The following is a 16,469-nucleotide window of genomic DNA, read 5'->3' as shown; positions in this document are numbered from 1 at the left end:
TCCAGGACCGGACGAGAGTCGAGGATGCCGATGGGCTGGCGGATGCCGAGCGAGACCGCGCCGCACGCGCGCACGTGGATGGCCTTCCCCGTGGAGGGACCGACCCTGGGCGACACCGACGCCGAGCGCGAAGAGGGCTACGCCGCCTGGACGGAGGTCGCCGCGGCCATCGCCCGCTTCGAGCCGGTGACGATGGTCGTCGACCCCGCCGAGACGGCGCGCGCCCGGCGGATGCTGCCCGGCGACGTCACGATCCTCGAAGCGCCCGTCGACGAGTTCTGGATGCGCGACCACGGCCCGACGTTCGTGATCGACGACGAGCGCCCCGGCGTCCTCGGCGCGGTCGACTGGATCTTCAACGGCTGGGGCGCACACGACTGGGCACGCTGGGAACGCTCCGCCGAGCACGCCCGCATCGTCGCGGCCGAGGTCGGCGCGGAACTCATCTCCTCGACCCTGGTCGCCGAAGGCGGCGGCTTCCACGTCGACGGCGAGGGCACGGTGCTGCTGACCGACACGGTGCAGCTCGACCCGCGGCGCAACCCCTACGCCGACCGCGCCCGGGTCGAAGCGGAGCTCGCCCGCACGCTCGGCACGACGACGGCGATCTGGCTGCCGCGCGGCCTCACCCGCGACTACGACGATTTCGGCACGAACGGCCACGTCGACATCGTTGCGACCTTCCCCTCCCCGGGTCGCGTGCTCCTGCACACGCAGCGCGACGCGGCGCACCCCGACCACGCCGTCAGTGCCGCGCTCCGCGAGCTGCTCGCCACTCAGACCGATGCCGCCGGACGCCGTCTCGAGGTCGTCGAGCTGCCCGCGCCGGCGACCCTGCGCGACGGCGAGGGCTTCGTCGACTGGAGCTACGTCAACCACCTCGTCGTGGGCGGCGGCGTCATCGCCTGCGGCTTCGGCGAGGACAAAGCGGACGCCGAGGCCCGCGCGATCCTCGCCGATGCCTACCCGGGGCGCGAGATCGTCACCGTCGACGCACGCCCGATCTTCGCGCGCGGCGGCGGCATCCACTGCATCACGCAGCAGCAGCCGGCCCTGCCGCGCGGGGTGACCTCGTGATCGACGTCGTCGACGCCTCGATCGCCGAGCTGCGCGCCGCCCTCGACGACGGGCGTGCGACGGCCGTCGAACTCGTCGAGGCCTACCTCGCACGCATCGACGCCTACGACGGACCCGACACCGCGACCGCCCTCAACGCGATCGTCGTCCGCAACCCCGACGCGCTCGCGGAAGCCGCGGCATCCGACGAGCGCCGCGCCCGCGGCGAGACCCTCTCACCCCTGGACGGCATCCCCTACACGGCGAAGGACAGCTACCTCGTGCGGGGACTCACCGCCGCGGCCGGCTCCCCCGCCTTCGCCGAGCTGATCGCCCAGCGCGACGCGTTCACGATCGAGCGCCTGCGGGCGGGCGGGGCGATCTGCCTGGGCCTGACGAACATGCCGCCGATGGCCAACGGCGGCATGCAGCGCGGCGTCTACGGACGGGCGGAGAGCCCGTACAGCGCCGACTGGCTGACCGCGCCGTTCGGCTCCGGATCGTCGAACGGGTCGGGCACGGCGACCGCGGCATCCTTCGCGGCGTTCGGACTCGGCGAGGAGACGTGGTCGAGCGGCCGCGGGCCGGCGAGCAACAACGCACTGTGCGCCTACACGCCCTCGCGCGGCGTCATCTCCACGCGCGGCAACTGGCCGCTCGTGCCCACGATGGACGTCGTCGTCCCCCACACCCGGACGATGGCCGACCTGCTCGAGGTGCTCGATGTGATCGTCGCGGACGACCCCGACACCCGCGGCGACTTCTGGCGCACACAGCCGTGGATCCCGCTGCCGGCGCCGTCCGCCGTGCGCCCGGACGACTACCGTGCGCTCGGCGCGGGCGCGTCGGTGGCGGGCCTGCGCCTCGGCATCCCTCGGATGTACATCAACGCCGACCCGGATGCCGGGACCTCCTCCGCCCCGGGCATCGGCGGCCCGACCGGCCAGCGCATCCAGACCCGCGCGTCGATCATCGCGCTGTGGGAGCAGACGCGGGCTTCCCTCGAAGCGGCGGGGGCGGAGGTCGTCGAGGTGGATTTCCCCGTGGTCAGCACCTACGAGGGCGACCGGCCGGAAGCGCCGACCATCGCGACGCGCGGATTCGTCTCGCCCGCCTACCTGCGGCGCGAGATCGTCGACCTGTCGGCGTGGGCGTGGGAGGACTTTCTCGCCGCGAACGGCGACCCCGCGCTGTCCTCGCTCACGAACGTCGACGGCGCGCGGATCTTCCCGCACCCCGAGGGGGCGCTCCCCGACCGCTACACCGGGTTCGATGACGACATCGCGACCTACCCCGACTGGGTGCGGGAGAACCCCGGCATGACCTGGCGCGACATGCCGGAGCTCGAAGACGGGCTGAGGGGCCTGGAGCGCACCCGGCGGGTCGACCTGGAGGAATGGATGGACGGGCTCGGCCTCGACGCGGTCGTCTTCCCCGCCGTCGCCGACGTCGGACCCGCCGACATGGACGTGAACCCGGCCTCCGCCGAGCTCGGCTGGCGCAACGGCGTCTGGGTCGCGAACGGCAACCTCGCGATCCGTCACCTCGGCATCCCGACGGTGACGGTGCCGATGGGGCTCATGGACGACATCCGGATGCCGATCGGCCTCACGATCGCGGGACGCGCGGGCGATGACGTCGCACTCCTGCGCCTCGGCTGCGCGATCGAGACACTCACCCCCGAACGACCGGTGCCGCCGCGCACCCCCGCACTGAAGGACCGCACATGACCGGCGCCGCCCGCATGCACGATGTCACCCCCGAGACGCGCCGCATCGTCGACCTCGTGCTCGACTACTCCCGCGAACGCCTGCTCGCGCAGGACACCCCGCTCGACAAGCCGCTGCCCGCCGCCGAGCTCAGCCGACTGGCGGGGCGGACGATCTCCGAAGAGGGGGTCGGCGCCGAGCGCGCGCTCGGGGTGTTCACGCACGTCCTGGCCCCGGCCTGCATCACGACCGACGACCCGCGGTATCTCTCCTTCATCCCGACCGCGCCCACGAAGGCGGCCGCGGCGTTCGACCTCGTCGTGTCGGCGAGCGCGCTCTACGGCGGCTCCTGGCTGGAGGGCGCCGGCGCCGTGCACGCCGAGAACGAGGTGCTGCGCTGGCTGGCCGACGAGTTCGGCCTGCCGGCATCCGCGGGCGGCGTCTTCGTGCAGGGCGGCACGCTCGGCAACCTCTCCGCCCTTGTCGCCGCGCGGGAAGCGGCGCGCGCGCACCGCGCCGACACCGGCGCCGCCGCGCCGACCCGCTGGGCGGTCGTCTGCAGTTCGCAGGCGCACTCCTCGATCGCCTCGGCGGCGCGGGTCATGGACGTCGACGTCATCACGGTGCCCACGGATACCGACGGGGTGCTGCGCGGCGACGCCGTCGCGGAGGTGCTCGTCGACGTACACGAGCGGGTGTTCGCCGTCGTCGCGACCGCCGGCTCGACCAACTTCGGCATCGTGGACGACATCGCCGGCGTCGCCGCGGCAGCCCACGCCCACGACATCTGGCTGCACGTCGACGGCGCCTACGGCCTCGCCGGCATGCTCTCACCCCTCGCCCGACACCTGTACGCCGGCGTCGAACAGGCCGACTCGGTGATCGTCGATCCGCACAAGTGGCTGTTCGCCCCCTTCGACGCCTGCGCTCTCATCTACCGCGACCCCGAGCAGGGCCGGCGTGCGCACACGCAGCACGCGGAGTACCTCGACACCCTGACCGACCGCTCCGACTACAGCCCGTCCGACTACGCGGCCCACCTCACCCGCCGCGCCCGGGGGCTCCCGCTGTGGTTCTCGCTCGCCACCCACGGCGCGGCTGCGTACCGCGAGGCGGTCAGCGCCTCGATCGTGCTCGCCCGGCGGATCGCCGACGAGATCGCGGCTCGGCCCGGGTTCTCCCTCGTGCGCGAGCCGCAACTGGGCGTCGTGGTGTTCGAGCGCGACGGCTGGACGCGCGCCGAGTACGAGGCGTGGTCGCAGCGCCTCCTCGACGTGCAGCACGCCTTCGTCACGCCGTCGAGCCACGAGGGCCGCGCCAACGCCCGGTTCGCGATCCTGAACCCCCGCACCACGTTCGAGGACCTCACCGGCATCCTCGACACCATGCGCTGACCGGGCGGCCCAATGGATGCGGCGGACGTCAACGGATGCGGAGACGGCGGCTGACGGCATCCGATTCTGCTGCACGTTTCCGAATCCGGTGAGGTCGGAGGGGCGGGGCGCGGCGGGCAGGCGTCCGTCGCGAACTTCTGATTCAGTCTTGATTATTCACTGCGGCGATTGATATCGTCGCCGATCATGCCCCAAACGACGGAAACCGCACCCTCGCGTCGACAGACCCTGGATGCCGCGTCCAAAGCGATCATCGAGCAGCTGCAGGAGGACGGGCGCCGACCGTACGCCGAGATCGCGAAGGCCGTCGGTCTCAGCGAAGCAGCGACGCGCCAGCGCGTGCAGAAGCTCGTGGACCAGGGCGTGATGCAGATCGTCGCCGTCACCGACCCACTCCAGCTCGGCTTCGCCCGCCAGGCGATGATCGGCATCCGCATCGCCGGCGACACCCGCGGCATCGCCGCGCAGCTGTCGACCCTGCCGGGGATCAGCTACGTGGTGTCGACGGCGGGATCGTTCGATCTGCTCGTCGAGGTCGTCTGCGAGAACGACGACGACCTCATGGACCTGCTCAACGAGCAGATCCGCGCCCTTCCCGAGGTGGTCTCGACCGAGACCTTCGTCTACCTCAAACTCCACCGTCAGCTCTACAACTGGGGGACACGATGACCATCGACGACGCCGACCTGCAGGCCAAAGCCCGCGACCACCTCTGGATGCACTTCGCACGCCAGTCGGTGATGACCGAGGGCCCCGGAGTGCCCATCATCGTCAAGGGCGAGGGCCACCACATCTGGGACTCGCGCGGCAAGCGCTACATCGACGGGCTCGCCGGCCTGTTCGTCGTCAACGCCGGCCACGGCCGCCGCCGCATCGCCCAGGCCGCCGCGAAGCAGGCGGAGGAGCTCGCCTTCTTCCCGCTCTGGTCGTACGCCCACCCGTCCGGCATCGAAGCCGCCGACCGTATCGCCAACCTCGCGCCGGGAGACCTCAACCATGTCTTCTTCTCCACCGGCGGCGGAGAGGCGGTCGAGACCGCGTTCAAGCTCGCCAAGCACTACTGGAAACTGCAGGGCAAGCCCACCAAGCACAAGGTCATCTCCCGGGCCATCGCGTACCACGGAACGACGCAGGGCGCCCTCGCAATCACCGGCCTGCCGGTCATGAAGCACATGTTCGAGCCGGTCACCCCGGGCGGCTTCCGCGTGCCCAACACCAACTACTACCGCGCGGCGGAGTCGGGCTTCGGCGGCGGCACGCCGGAGGAGTTCGGCCTGTGGGCCGCCGACCGCATCGAGCAGATGATCCAGTTCGAGGGACCCGAGACGGTCGCCGCCGTGTTCCTCGAACCTGTGCAGAACGCCGGCGGCTGCTTTCCCGCCCCGGCCGGCTACTTCCAGCGGGTGCGCGAGATCTGCGACCGCTACGACGTGCTGCTCGTCTCGGACGAGGTCATCTGCGCCTTCGGACGCCTCGGCCACTACTTCGGGGCTCAGGCCTACGACTACCAGCCCGACATGATCACGTTCGCCAAGGCGGTCACCAGCGGGTACGCGCCGCTGGGCGGCACGATCGTGAACGACCGCGTCTACGAGCCGTTCGCACACGGCGACCTGTCGTTCCCGCACGGCTACACCTTCGGCGGACACCCCGTCTCGGCGGCCGTCGCGCTGGAGAACCTCGATGTGTTCGAGGAGGAGAAGCTGCTCGAGAACGTGCGCGAGAACTCACCCGTGTTCCGCGCGACGCTCGAGAAGCTGCTCGACCTGCCCATCGTCGGCGATGTGCGCGGCGACGGGTACTTCTTCGGCATCGAGCTCGTCAAAGACAAGGCCACGAAGGAGACCTTCGACGACGACGAGTCCGAGCGGCTGCTGCGCGGCTTCCTCTCCAAGGCGCTGTTCGACGCGGGGCTCTACTGCCGCGCCGACGACCGCGGCGACCCCGTGATCCAGCTCGCCCCGCCGCTGACGATCGGCCCGGCGGAGTTCGATGAGATCGAGCAGATCCTGCGCTCCGTGCTCACGGAGGCCTGGGCCCGGCTCTGACCGGGATCACGAGCTCCGCAGAATGCGACGAACTCCGCATCCGATCACGCGATCGGATGCGGAGTTCGTTCGTATCTGCGGCGTTCGTCAGGCCAGGATGCGGGTGTCGATCACCTCGCCGCCGCGGATCGACAGGCCGGCCGCCAGCGAGGCGTCAGCGGCGAGCGCGGCGTCGGTGCCGAGGTCGGCGAGCGCGAGCGTGTAGCGCAGCGTCGCGTTCGTGAGCGCGAGGGTCGAGGTCAGCGGCACGGCCCCGGGCATGTTGGCGACGGCGTAGTAGATCGCATCGTGCACCCGGTAGGTCGGGTCGGTGTGCGTGGTCGCGTGCGTGCCCTCGAAGCAGCCGCCCTGATCGACCGCGATGTCCACGAGCACCGAGCCCGGGCGCATCCGCTCGACCATGTCGAGCGTGACGAGCTTGGGCGCCGCCGCGCCCGGCACGAGCACCGAGCCGATGACGAGGTCGGCGTCGGCGACGAGGTCGGCGATGGTCGAACGGGTCGACACCCGCGTGTCCACACGGCCGTCGAAACGCTCGTCGAGGCGGCGCAGCTGCGGGATCGACAGGTCGACGATCGTGACGTGTGCACCCAGTCCCACGGCCATCTGCGCGGCGTGGGTGCCGGCGACGCCGCCGCCGATCACGACGACCCGCCCGCGCGGGGTGCCGGGGACGCCTCCGAGCAGGATGCCGCGGCCACCGGCCGGGCCCAGCAGCTGCTGCGCACCGACCTGCACCGACAGTCGCCCGGCGATCTCGCTCATGGGCGCGAGCAGGGGCAGCGAACGGTCGGGCAGTTGCACGGTCTCGTACGCGATCGCGGTGGTGCCGGCATCCAGGAGCGCCTGCGTGAGCGCCGGCGCGGCCGCCAGGTGCAGGTAGGTGAACAGCGTCAGGTCCTTACGGAGGAATCCGTACTCCGGCGCGATGGGCTCCTTGACCTTGACGAGCAGGTCGGCGGCGCCCCAGACGTCGGCGGCGTCGTCGACGATCTCGGCTCCCGCGGCACGGTAGGCGTCGTCGCTGAAGCCCGACCCGACGCCGGCGCCGCTCTGGATCAGCACACGATGGCCGTGCGCCGAGAGCTCGTCGACGCCCGTGGGCGTCATGCCGACGCGGCGCTCGCTGTCTTTGATCTCTGCGGGAACACCGATGATCATGGGCGGGACTCCTTCAAAATGGTCCGCGGAAAGGGGAGTGGAGCGGTGCAGCGCGATCACGATGTCAGCCCGCTCGATGCACGACAAGCGCATCCGAAGATTCAGTGAAATCAGTCTTTCCGATCGAACTATGCTCGGCACATGGCCGTTTCTTCCGCAGATACATCGATGGATGCCGCTGATCTCCTACTCATCGACGAATTGCGCCGCGACGCCCGCCAGCCGCTGAGCCGCCTCGCCGCGACACTGGGATTGGCGGCATCCACCGTGCACGCGCGCATCTCGCGGCTCGTCTCCCGCGGGGTGATCCGCCGCTTCACGGTCGACGTCGACCCCGCCGCGCTGGGCTATCGCACGGAAGCGCTGGTGTCGGTACGCATCCGCCCGGGGGCGCGCGCGCAGCTGACCCGGTTCGCCGAGGAGCTGCGCACCCACCCCGACGTCGCCCAGTACTTCTACGTCGCCGGCGCGGAGGACTTCGTGATCCACTTCCGCGGGCGTGACAGCGCCGACCTGCGCTCCTTCGTCACCGACCACCTCTCCACGCACTCGATCGTCGCGGCGACCAACACGAGCCTCATCTTCGAGCGCACGGACGGGCTGCGCGGGGTCTGAGCCCGCACCCTTCGTCCGCGAACGGACGATCCCCGGTCGAATCGTCCGAATATGGCGCCGACGCGTCATCAGCGGTGACGGCGACGCTACACACACGAAACAGGCCGACCCTAGTATTTCGAGCACCCGAAACACCTCATCATCAGGAGGAATCACGAACGAGTCACTCGCCGCCACGTCGGCATCCTCTCGCTCCGCCACCCTTGCCCGCTCGCTGGGGGTGTGGTCGATCGTCGGCCTCGGCCTCGGCTACATGACGCCCACGGTCGTGTTCGACACCTTCGGCAACGTCGCCGTCGAGACCAACAACGTCGTGCCCGCCGCGTACGCCCTGGCCCTCGTGGTGATGGGCTTCACGGCGATCAGCTACGGCAAGATGGTCGGGGTCATCCCGAGCGCCGGCTCCGCGTACACGTACGTCCGCGAATCGATGCACCCGAGCCTCGGGTTCCTCGTCGGCTGGACGTCACTCATCGACTACCTGCTGCTGCCGATGGTCAACGCTCTGATCCTCCGCAGCTACATGGAGGCGCTCTTCCCCGACATCCCCGGCTGGGTGTGGGTCGTGAGCTTCACCGCGGCCGTCACCGGGATCATCTACCTGACGATGCGCGGCACCTCGAACGTCAACATGATCCTGCTGATCTTCTCGATCGTCGTCATGGCGGTGTTCGTCGTCATGGTCATCGTGCAGCTGGTGCAGGGCGCCGGCGCGGGCACGGTCGCCTCGGTGCAGCCGTTCTTCCACCCGGAGGTCGAGTTCGGCGCGGTGCTGGCCGGCGCGACCATCGTCTGCTTCTCGTTCATCGGCTTCGACGCCGTCACGATGTACGCGGAGGAGGCGAAGAACCCGAAGACCATGCCGCGCGCGATCCTGCTGACGGTGCTGGTCGGCGGCGCGATCTTCCTCGTCGCGGCCTACTTCACGCAGCTGCGCTTCCCGTCCAGCGACGCGTTCCCACCCGAGGCGATCGCCGACTCGACGCTGCCGGAGATCGGCTCGCAGGTGGGCGGCATCGTGCTGCAGTCGGTGCTGACGGCGGCGGGTTTCGCCGCCACGCTGGCGTCGTGGCTCGCCTCACACGCGTCGGTCGCCCGCATGCTGCTGGTGATGGGCCGCAACGGCGTGCTGCCGAAGCGTCTCTTCGGCTACATCAGCCCGCGCACCCACACGCCGGCGTTCACCGTGGTGCTGGTCGGCATCGTGAGCCTGGCGGCCATCGCGTTCACCCTCGACCAGATCGTCGACTACATCAACTACGGCGCCCTCATCGCGTTCACGTTCGTGAACATCTCGGTGATCGCCTGGTTCGCCGTTCGCCAGGGACGCCGTCGCACACCGCGCGACATCATCAACTACATCGTGATGCCCGCGATCGGCATGGCGCTCACGGGGCTGTTGTGGGTCAACCTCGATGACCACGCGCTCGTCGTCGGTCTCATCTGGACCGGCCTCGGGCTCGTGTACCTCATCTTCCTCACCCGTGGCTTCCGTCGCCCCGTGGTGTCGTTCGATGAGAACCAGCCGGTCACCGGCTTCAACAAGATCGTCGAGCCGGGGCCGCGCTCCCAGATCTGAGCGCCGTCCCCGACGCACCGGGGGAGAGGGCGGGTGTCGCATCTACCGCGGCACCCGCCCTCGGCGTAGCATCCGGCGCATGACCGCCGTCATCCGCACGGACGCCCTCACGAAGCACTACGGCCGCGTGCACGCCCTCGACGGGCTCGACCTCACGGTCGACGAGGGCCAGGTGCACGGCTTCCTCGGCCCCAACGGCGCCGGCAAGTCCACCACCATCCGCATCCTGCTCGGGCTGGCGCGGCCGACGTCCGGCACGGCGACCGTGCTCGGCGGCGACCCATGGGCGGAGGCCTCCCGCCTGCACCGCCGCATCGCCTCCGTCCCCGGCGACGTGAGCCTGTGGCCGAACCTGTCCGGAGGCGAGGCGATCGACCTGCTCTGCCGCCTGCGCACGGGCGGCAGAGGGGCGGACGCCGAGGTGCGACGCCGGCTCTGCGCGGACTTCGATCTCGACACCCGCACGAAGGGCCGCGCGTACTCGAAGGGCAACCGTCAGAAGGTGGCGCTCGTCGCGGCCTTCGCCGTCCCCGCCGACCTGTACGTCTTCGACGAGCCCACGAGCGGCCTCGACCCCCTCATGGAGGTCGTCTTCCGTCAGGAGGTCGCTCGTGTGCGGGATGCCGGGGCCACCGTGCTGCTGTCCAGCCACATCCTGTCGGAGGTCGAACTGCTGTGCGACCGCGTGTCGATCGTGCGCGGCGGGCGCATCGTGGATGCCGGGACGCTCGCCGAGATGCGCCACCTCACCCGGACGGAGGTGTCGTTCGTCGCGACGGATCGTGCGACGCTCGCGGCGGCGCGCGCGGTGCCCGGCGCCGAGGACGTCACGCAGGCCGCGGGCCGCATCTCGCTGACCCTCGCGAGCGACGCCGTCGCGGCGGCCCTGCCGCGCCTGGGCGCGCTCGGCGCCGAAGGGTTGCGGGTGGCTCCCCCGTCGCTCGAGGAGCTGTTCCTCCGCCACTACAGCGCACAGCCGGCCGGGGGATCGCGGTGACGACGCTGGCTCCGCTCCTGCGCCAACGCCTGCGCCGCGATGCCGTGCAGCTGAGCGTGTGGATCGGGGGCACCGCCGCCCTCGTCGCGGCCGGCTACCCCGGCGTGCGCGGCTCGTACGGCGACGAGCAGGAGCGCGTCGCGCTGTTGGCGACGGTGATAGCCAATCCGGTGATCCTGCTCTTCCGCGGGCTGCCGTCGGGGGCGGGCGAAGCGCAGATGGTCGCGTTCCTCCTGCTGCCGTGGCTGCTGCTGCTGGGAGCGCTGATGAGCTCGTTCCTCGCGGTGCGGCACTCCCGCGGCGACGAGGAGGAGGGCCGTCTGGAGCTGGTGGCGGCGACGCCGGCGGGCCGGTCCGTCCCGCTGGCGGCGACGGTGGTGCACGGGGCGGTCGCCGCGGCGGTGCTGGGGGTCGTGGTGAGCGCCGTGTTCGTCGCCAGCGGCGCTCCCGCGCTCGGATCGGCGCTGGTCGGGGCGGCCTGCCTCGTCGTGGCGCTCGTCTTCCTGGGCGTGGGGCTGGCGGCGGCGGAGCTGCTGCCCACCGCGCGCGGCGCGAACAGTCTGTCGGTCTGGGTGCTGCTCGGATGCTTCGTCGTCGCGGGCGTCGGCAACGCGCTCGGCACCCCGAGCGACGACCTCACGCGCATGACGAGCTCGGGCCTGGCCTGGGCGTCGCCGTTCGGCTGGGCCGAGAACGTGCGCCCCTTCGACGCCGACGATCCCCGGCCCCTGATCCTCGGCGCGGTGGTCGCAGCGGTCCTGATCAGTGCGGCGGCGGCGCTGCACGCCCATCGCGACCTCGGGGCCGCCTTCCTCCCCGAGCGGCGCGGTCGCGCGCACGCGCGGCCCGCCCTCGCCTCCCATCTGGCGCTCGTCGCCCGCCAGAGCCTGCCCTCCGTCATCGGCTGGACGGCGGCGGGGGTGCTCGTCGGCGTCCTCTCGACCTCGCTGGGCTCCGTGGCCGACCGGATCGGCGACGACAACCCGGCGGTCACCGCCGTCCTGCAGGCCCTCGGGGGCGCCGGCGCGGATCTCGCGCGGGGCATCGTTGTGGTCTTCTTCGTGATGCTGGGCGTCTTCGCGGCGTGCGCGGCGACGCAGACCGTCGTCCGCGCCCGCCAGGACGAGACCCGCGGCACCGCCGAGCTGCTGCTGTCGTCGGGGGTCGCGCGCCGGCGGTGGCTGGGCGATCACGTCGTCGTCGCGCTGGTCGCGGCGACGCTCACCCTCGTCGGCGGCGTCCTGGGGGCCGCCGCCGGCGCCCAGGCGGCGAGCGACGGCGCGGGGCTGGTGCGGGATGCGGCGATCGCGGGGGCGGGTCAGCTGGTGCCCGCCTGGCTGTTCGCGGGGCTGGCCGCCGTCCTCGTCGTGGTGCTGCCGCGACTCGCGCTCCCGACCGCGTGGGCCCTCGTCGCGATCGGCGCCGTCGTGGCGCTCTTCGGCCCGCTCTTCGGGATGAGCGCGGCGCTCGTGGACGTCGCGCCGTTCGCGTCCGCGCCGGTGCCGACGTCCGACGGCGTCGATCTCCGCGGCATCCTGCCCCTCGCTCTCGCCACCGCCCTCGCCGTGGCCGCTGCCCTGCTAGCGATGCGGCGCCGCGAGCTGCGCGCCTGAGGGCCGCACCCGATCGCGACTTCCTGACAGAGCCGTAAGAACGGAAGTTCTTTACGCGCCGAGCGCGCAGAGGGAAGGGTCATCTTTCGTAGCCTCGGAACAACCGGTCGATCGGCCGGTCTCCCCCGAGGCGACGAGGAGCACCCGCGTGACCCCCACGACGCCCCGCGCCGCCTACTTCGTCTCCGACTCGACGGGCATCACCGCGGAGACGTTGGGCCGTGCCCTGCTCGTCAACTTCCCGGGCGTCTCCTTCCGCCATCACACCGTGCCGTTCGTCGACTCGGCCGAGGGTGCGGCCGCGGTCGCCCGCGAGATCGACAGGGCAGCGGATGCCGGGATGCAGCCCATCGTGTTCCACACCGTGCGCTCGCCCGCGGTCGCACGCACGCTCGGTGGTGCTCGCGCCACCCACATCGACCTCCTGAGCGGCCACCTCACCGAGCTCGAGGCGGCGCTCGGTACGACGGCATCCGAACAGCTCGGCTCGTTCCACACCGTCGGCGACACCGAGCAGTACTTCGCGCGGATGCGCGCGGTCGAGTACGCCATCGAGCACGACGACGGGCAGAGCATGCGCGCCCTCGATCAGGGCGACGTGCTGATCGTCGCACCATCGCGCTGCGGCAAGACGCCGACGACCATGTACCTGGCGCTGCAGTACGGACTGCTCGTGGCGAACTACCCGCTGACGGACGACGACTTTCCCACCGAGGGACTGCCGCGAGCGATCGCCCCCTACGCGGCGCGCTGCTTCGGGCTGACCACGACGCCGCTGCGACTCAGCCAGGTGCGCCACGAGCGCAGGCCCGACTCGACGTACGCGAGCCTCGCGCAGTGCACCCTCGAGCTGCGCCGCGCCGAAGACCTCTACCGGCGCACCCACATCCCGTTCGTGAACTCGTCGACCAAGAGCGTCGAGGAGATGTCAGCGGTGATCATGCAGTCCCTCAAGCTCCGCACCTGACTCTTCCGCTTCCCCTTCCACCGCACACACCGCGCACACCGCACCCACCGAAAGGCTCGACACATGAGCAGCATCCTCTGGTTCGATCAGCTCGGCATGGCCGACCTCCCCGCCGTGGGCGGCAAGAACGCGTCTCTGGGCGAGATGGTGTCGCACCTGTCCGCCGCCGGCGTGAGCGTTCCCGGCGGCTTCGCCACGACCGCCGACGCCTATCGTGAGTTCCTCGCCGAAGGAGGGCTGCGCGAGCGCATCGCGGCGGCGATCGCCGAGGTCGACGTGGAGGATGTCGCGGCCCTCACCCACGCCGGCACGCAGATCCGGGCGTGGGTGGAGGAGCAGCCCTTCCCCGCGGAACTGGAGTCCTCGATCCGCACCGCGTACGAGCGGCTGACGGCGGAGCACCCCGGCGCCTCGTTCGCGGTGCGCTCCTCGGCGACCGCCGAAGACCTCCCCGACGCCTCCTTCGCCGGGCAGCAGGAGACCTTCCTCAACGTCGCAGGCATCGACAACGTGCTCGCCGCCATCCGTTCGGTGTTCGCGTCGCTGTACAACGACCGCGCCATCGCGTACCGCGCCCACCACGGGTTCGACCACGACGAGGTGGCCCTGTCGGCCGGCATCCAGAAGATGGTGCGCTCCGACGTGGGCGCGGCGGGCGTCATGTTCACCGTCGACACCGAGTCGGGCTTCGAGAACGCCGTGTTCATCACGAGTTCGTACGGACTGGGCGAGGCCGTCGTGCAGGGCGCGGTCAACCCCGACGAGTTCTACGTCTCGAAGGTGGCCCTGCGCGCAGGGCGCCCGGCGGTGCTGAAGCGCTCGGTCGGAGAGAAGGCCATCGCGATGCGCTACACCGATGCCCGCGAAGCGGGCGCGTCGACCAGGTTCGAGGATGTCCCGGCATCCGAGCGCCGACGGTTCTCGATCGATGACGCCGACCTGGTCGAGCTCGCACGCCAGGCGCTGATCATCGAGGAGCACTACGGCCGGCCGATGGACATCGAGTGGGGCAAGGACGGCATCGATGGACGGCTCTACATCCTGCAGGCCAGGCCTGAGACGGTCGTCTCTCGGGTGGAGGCCGGGGTCATCCGCCGCTTCGTGCTGGGCGCGCGGGGCGAGGTGGCCACGGCGGGCCGCGCGATCGGTCAGCGCATCGGCGCAGGGCCCGCGCGGGTGCTGCGCAGTCTCGACCAGATGGCCGAGTTCCAGCCGGGCGAGGTGCTCGTCGCCGACATGACCGATCCCGACTGGGAGCCGATCATGAAGCGCGCGAGCGCGATCATCACCAACCGCGGCGGGCGGACGTGCCATGCGGCGATCATCGCACGCGAGCTCGGCATCCCCGCCGTCGTCGGCACGGGGGATGCCACGGCCACCCTCGCCGACGGCGATGAGGTGACCGTCTCGTGCGCGGAGGGCGACACCGGGTTCGTCTACCGCGGCATCCTGCCCTTCGAGGAGGAGGTGACGCGGCTGGACTCGATGCCGGAGGCACCGGTGAAGATCATGATGAACGTCGGCACGCCCGATCAGGCCTTCTCGTTCTCACGGCTGCCGCACCGCGGAGTGGGGCTGGCGCGGCTGGAGTTCATCATCAACCGGCAGATCGGCATCCACCCGCGGGCGCTGCTGGAGTTCGACGCACTGGAGGGCGAGCTGCGCGACCGTGTGGCCGACGCGACGGCCGCCTACGACGCGCCGCGCGACTTCTTCGTGCGCCGAGTGGCGGAGGGCGTGTCGATGATCGCGGCGGCGTTCTGGCCGGAGCCGGTGATCGTGCGACTCAGCGACTTCAAGTCGAACGAGTACGCCAACCTCGTCGGCGGCGAGCTGTACGAGCCGCACGAGGAGAACCCGATGCTGGGCTACCGCGGCGCGTCACGGTACATCTCCCCCGACTTCCGCGCGTGCTTCGACATGGAGTGCGAGGCGCTGCGGTTCGTGCGCGACGAGATGGGCTTCACGAACGTGCAGGTGATGGTGCCGTTCGTCCGCACCGTCGGGGAGGGCCATGCGGTCGTCGAACTGCTCGCCGAGAATGGCCTGCGCCGCGGCGAGAACGACCTCAAGGTCATCATGATGTGCGAGCTGCCGTCGAACGCACTGCTCGCGGATCAGTTCCTGCAGTTCTTCGACGGGTTCTCGATCGGCTCGAACGACATGACCCAGCTGACCCTCGGGCTCGACCGCGACTCGGGGCTGGTGGCGTCGACGTTCGACGAGCGCGATCCGGCCGTGCTGCGCCTGCTGTCGATGGCGATCGCCGCCTGCCGCGCGGCGGGCAAATACGTCGGCATCTGCGGGCAGGGACCGTCGGATCATCCCGATCTGGCCGAGTGGCTCGTCGCGGAGGGCATCGAGTCGGTGTCACTCAACCCCGACACCGTCGTCGAGACGTGGCTGCGGTTGTCGAAGGCCGGCGGGACGTCGGGTCAGAACGCCAGCGGCACGCCCGCCACCGGCACGAGCAGCCTGTCGGCGAGCCCCGCGTAGGCGAACTCGCGCTCGAGGCGCTCACGCGTCTCGGTGAAGTGGTGCCACCCCTCGGCGTGCACCGGAACGATGATCGCCTCCCCCAACGCTCGCGCTGCCTCCACGGCGGTGCGGGCGTTGAGGGTGAGGTCGCCGTCGCCGAAGCGGCCCACGTTGGCGGCGCCGGTGAACAGGACGGCGATGTCGATCGTGCCGATGCGTTCGACGATCTCGGCGACGAGCGCGGTGTCGGCATTGTCGCCGGAGACGTAGACGACCGGGTGACCGGGGGCGCGCAGGACGAACCCCGTGACCGGTCCCGACAACTCCTCGGCACCCTCGGGCCCGTGCAGGGCGGGGACGGCAGTGATCTCGACGTCGCCGACGGTCGAGGTCTGCCACGACTCGAGGCCGTGGACGCCGGGGATGCGAGCCGACGCCGCGGGCGTGGACAGCACGGCACCGGCGCGCGGGAGGAAGGCGCGACCCGCGGCATCCAGGTTGTCGGGATGCTGATCGTGCGAGAGCAGCACGACGTCGATCTCGCCGACCTTGTCGGGACCGAGGGCCGGACCCGTGAGTTTGTGGAGCGTCACCGACCCCGAAGGATAGTCACCCGGCTCGTCGAACGTCGGATCCGTGAGCAGGCGGATGCCGGCGTACTCGATGATCGCCGTGGGACCGCCGACGAGAGTGAGCACGGGGCGCGGAGTGGTCATGGTGCCATTCTCGTCGCCCCGACGCGCCGCCAGGCCCGACGAACTCCGCAGGATGTGACGTACTCCGCACCCGATCACCCAGATGGATGCGGAGTTCATCGGTTTCTGCGGAGTTCGTGCCCCGCGATCCTGCGAA

At 70.9% G+C, this 16,469-nt stretch carries 13 protein-coding genes; 11 read left to right on the top strand and 2 right to left on the bottom strand.

The genetic code is table 11. The features are described from left to right. Positions 1-30 precede the first annotated feature (30 nt). The 5 genes from HMPREF1529_RS06155 (at position 31) to HMPREF1529_RS06135 (ending at position 6,207) form a co-directional block, all read left to right on the top strand. On the top strand, positions 31-1,077 hold the full coding sequence (locus HMPREF1529_RS06155; RefSeq protein WP_016464147.1) for an agmatine deiminase family protein: 1,047 nt from the start codon (positions 31-33) through the stop codon (positions 1,075-1,077). Continuing rightward, positions 1,074-2,786, top strand: coding sequence for an amidase (locus HMPREF1529_RS06150; protein WP_016464146.1), 1,713 nt, complete (start codon positions 1,074-1,076; stop codon positions 2,784-2,786). The genes HMPREF1529_RS06155 and HMPREF1529_RS06150 overlap by 4 nt, the downstream gene beginning before the upstream one ends. Continuing rightward, the gene (locus tag HMPREF1529_RS06145; protein WP_016464145.1) at positions 2,783-4,159 is read left to right on the top strand and encodes a pyridoxal phosphate-dependent decarboxylase family protein; all 1,377 of its coding nucleotides are present in this window, start codon (positions 2,783-2,785) and stop codon (positions 4,157-4,159) included. The genes HMPREF1529_RS06150 and HMPREF1529_RS06145 overlap by 4 nt, the downstream gene beginning before the upstream one ends. A 186-nt stretch (positions 4,160-4,345) precedes the next feature. Further along, positions 4,346-4,828 carry an Lrp/AsnC family transcriptional regulator gene (locus HMPREF1529_RS06140; RefSeq protein WP_016464144.1) on the top strand — a complete coding sequence of 161 codons (483 nt, stop codon included), beginning with the start codon at positions 4,346-4,348 and terminating at the stop codon, positions 4,826-4,828. Next, positions 4,825-6,207 carry an aspartate aminotransferase family protein gene (locus HMPREF1529_RS06135; protein WP_016464143.1) on the top strand — a complete coding sequence of 461 codons (1,383 nt, stop codon included), beginning with the start codon at positions 4,825-4,827 and terminating at the stop codon, positions 6,205-6,207. The genes HMPREF1529_RS06140 and HMPREF1529_RS06135 overlap by 4 nt, the downstream gene beginning before the upstream one ends. An 87-nt stretch (positions 6,208-6,294) precedes the next feature. On the opposite strand, the gene ald is transcribed toward HMPREF1529_RS06135, so the two are convergent. Further along, positions 6,295-7,368, bottom strand: coding sequence for an alanine dehydrogenase (gene ald, locus HMPREF1529_RS06130; RefSeq protein ID WP_016464142.1), 1,074 nt, complete (start codon positions 7,366-7,368; stop codon positions 6,295-6,297). 141 nt (positions 7,369-7,509) lie between these two features. Between ald and HMPREF1529_RS06125 the strand changes: the two genes are divergently transcribed. From HMPREF1529_RS06125 to ppsA, 6 genes are all read left to right on the top strand, one after another. Further along, entirely contained in the window at positions 7,510-7,983 is a 474-nt protein-coding gene (locus tag HMPREF1529_RS06125; RefSeq protein WP_232212068.1) for an Lrp/AsnC family transcriptional regulator, read from the top strand. A gap of 220 nt (positions 7,984-8,203) precedes the next feature. After that, positions 8,204-9,562, top strand: coding sequence for an APC family permease (locus tag HMPREF1529_RS06120; RefSeq protein WP_016464140.1), 1,359 nt, complete (start codon positions 8,204-8,206; stop codon positions 9,560-9,562). 79 nt (positions 9,563-9,641) lie between these two features. Next, complete coding sequence (locus tag HMPREF1529_RS06115) at positions 9,642-10,559, top strand: ABC transporter ATP-binding protein (RefSeq protein ID WP_016464139.1); 918 nt, start codon at positions 9,642-9,644, stop codon at positions 10,557-10,559. Continuing rightward, positions 10,556-12,172 (top strand): ABC transporter permease, encoded by a 1,617-nt coding sequence (locus HMPREF1529_RS06110; RefSeq protein ID WP_016464138.1) that lies wholly within the window; start codon positions 10,556-10,558, stop codon positions 12,170-12,172. Before HMPREF1529_RS06115 ends, HMPREF1529_RS06110 begins: the two co-directional genes overlap by 4 nt. Before the next feature lie 148 nt (positions 12,173-12,320). Beyond that, positions 12,321-13,139: a pyruvate, water dikinase regulatory protein gene (locus tag HMPREF1529_RS06105; protein ID WP_016464137.1), complete on the top strand. Its 819-nt coding sequence runs from the start codon at positions 12,321-12,323 to the stop codon at positions 13,137-13,139. Between the two features lie 63 nt (positions 13,140-13,202). Further along, complete coding sequence (ppsA, locus tag HMPREF1529_RS06100; RefSeq protein WP_016464136.1) at positions 13,203-15,635, top strand: phosphoenolpyruvate synthase; 2,433 nt, start codon at positions 13,203-13,205, stop codon at positions 15,633-15,635. On the opposite strand, the gene HMPREF1529_RS06095 is transcribed toward ppsA, so the two are convergent. Beyond that, positions 15,575-16,333, bottom strand: a complete 759-nt coding sequence (locus tag HMPREF1529_RS06095; RefSeq protein WP_016464135.1) for an MBL fold metallo-hydrolase — start codon at positions 16,331-16,333, stop codon at positions 15,575-15,577. The genes ppsA and HMPREF1529_RS06095 overlap by 61 nt on opposite strands. Positions 16,334-16,469: the final 136 nt, after the last annotated feature.

The sequence above is a fragment of the Microbacterium sp. oral taxon 186 str. F0373 genome (assembly GCF_000411455.1).
GTDB lineage: Bacteria > Actinomycetota > Actinomycetes > Actinomycetales > Microbacteriaceae > Microbacterium.
Note: the sequence above shows the minus strand (reverse complement) of the source record. Positions and strands in the feature narration are given on the sequence as shown.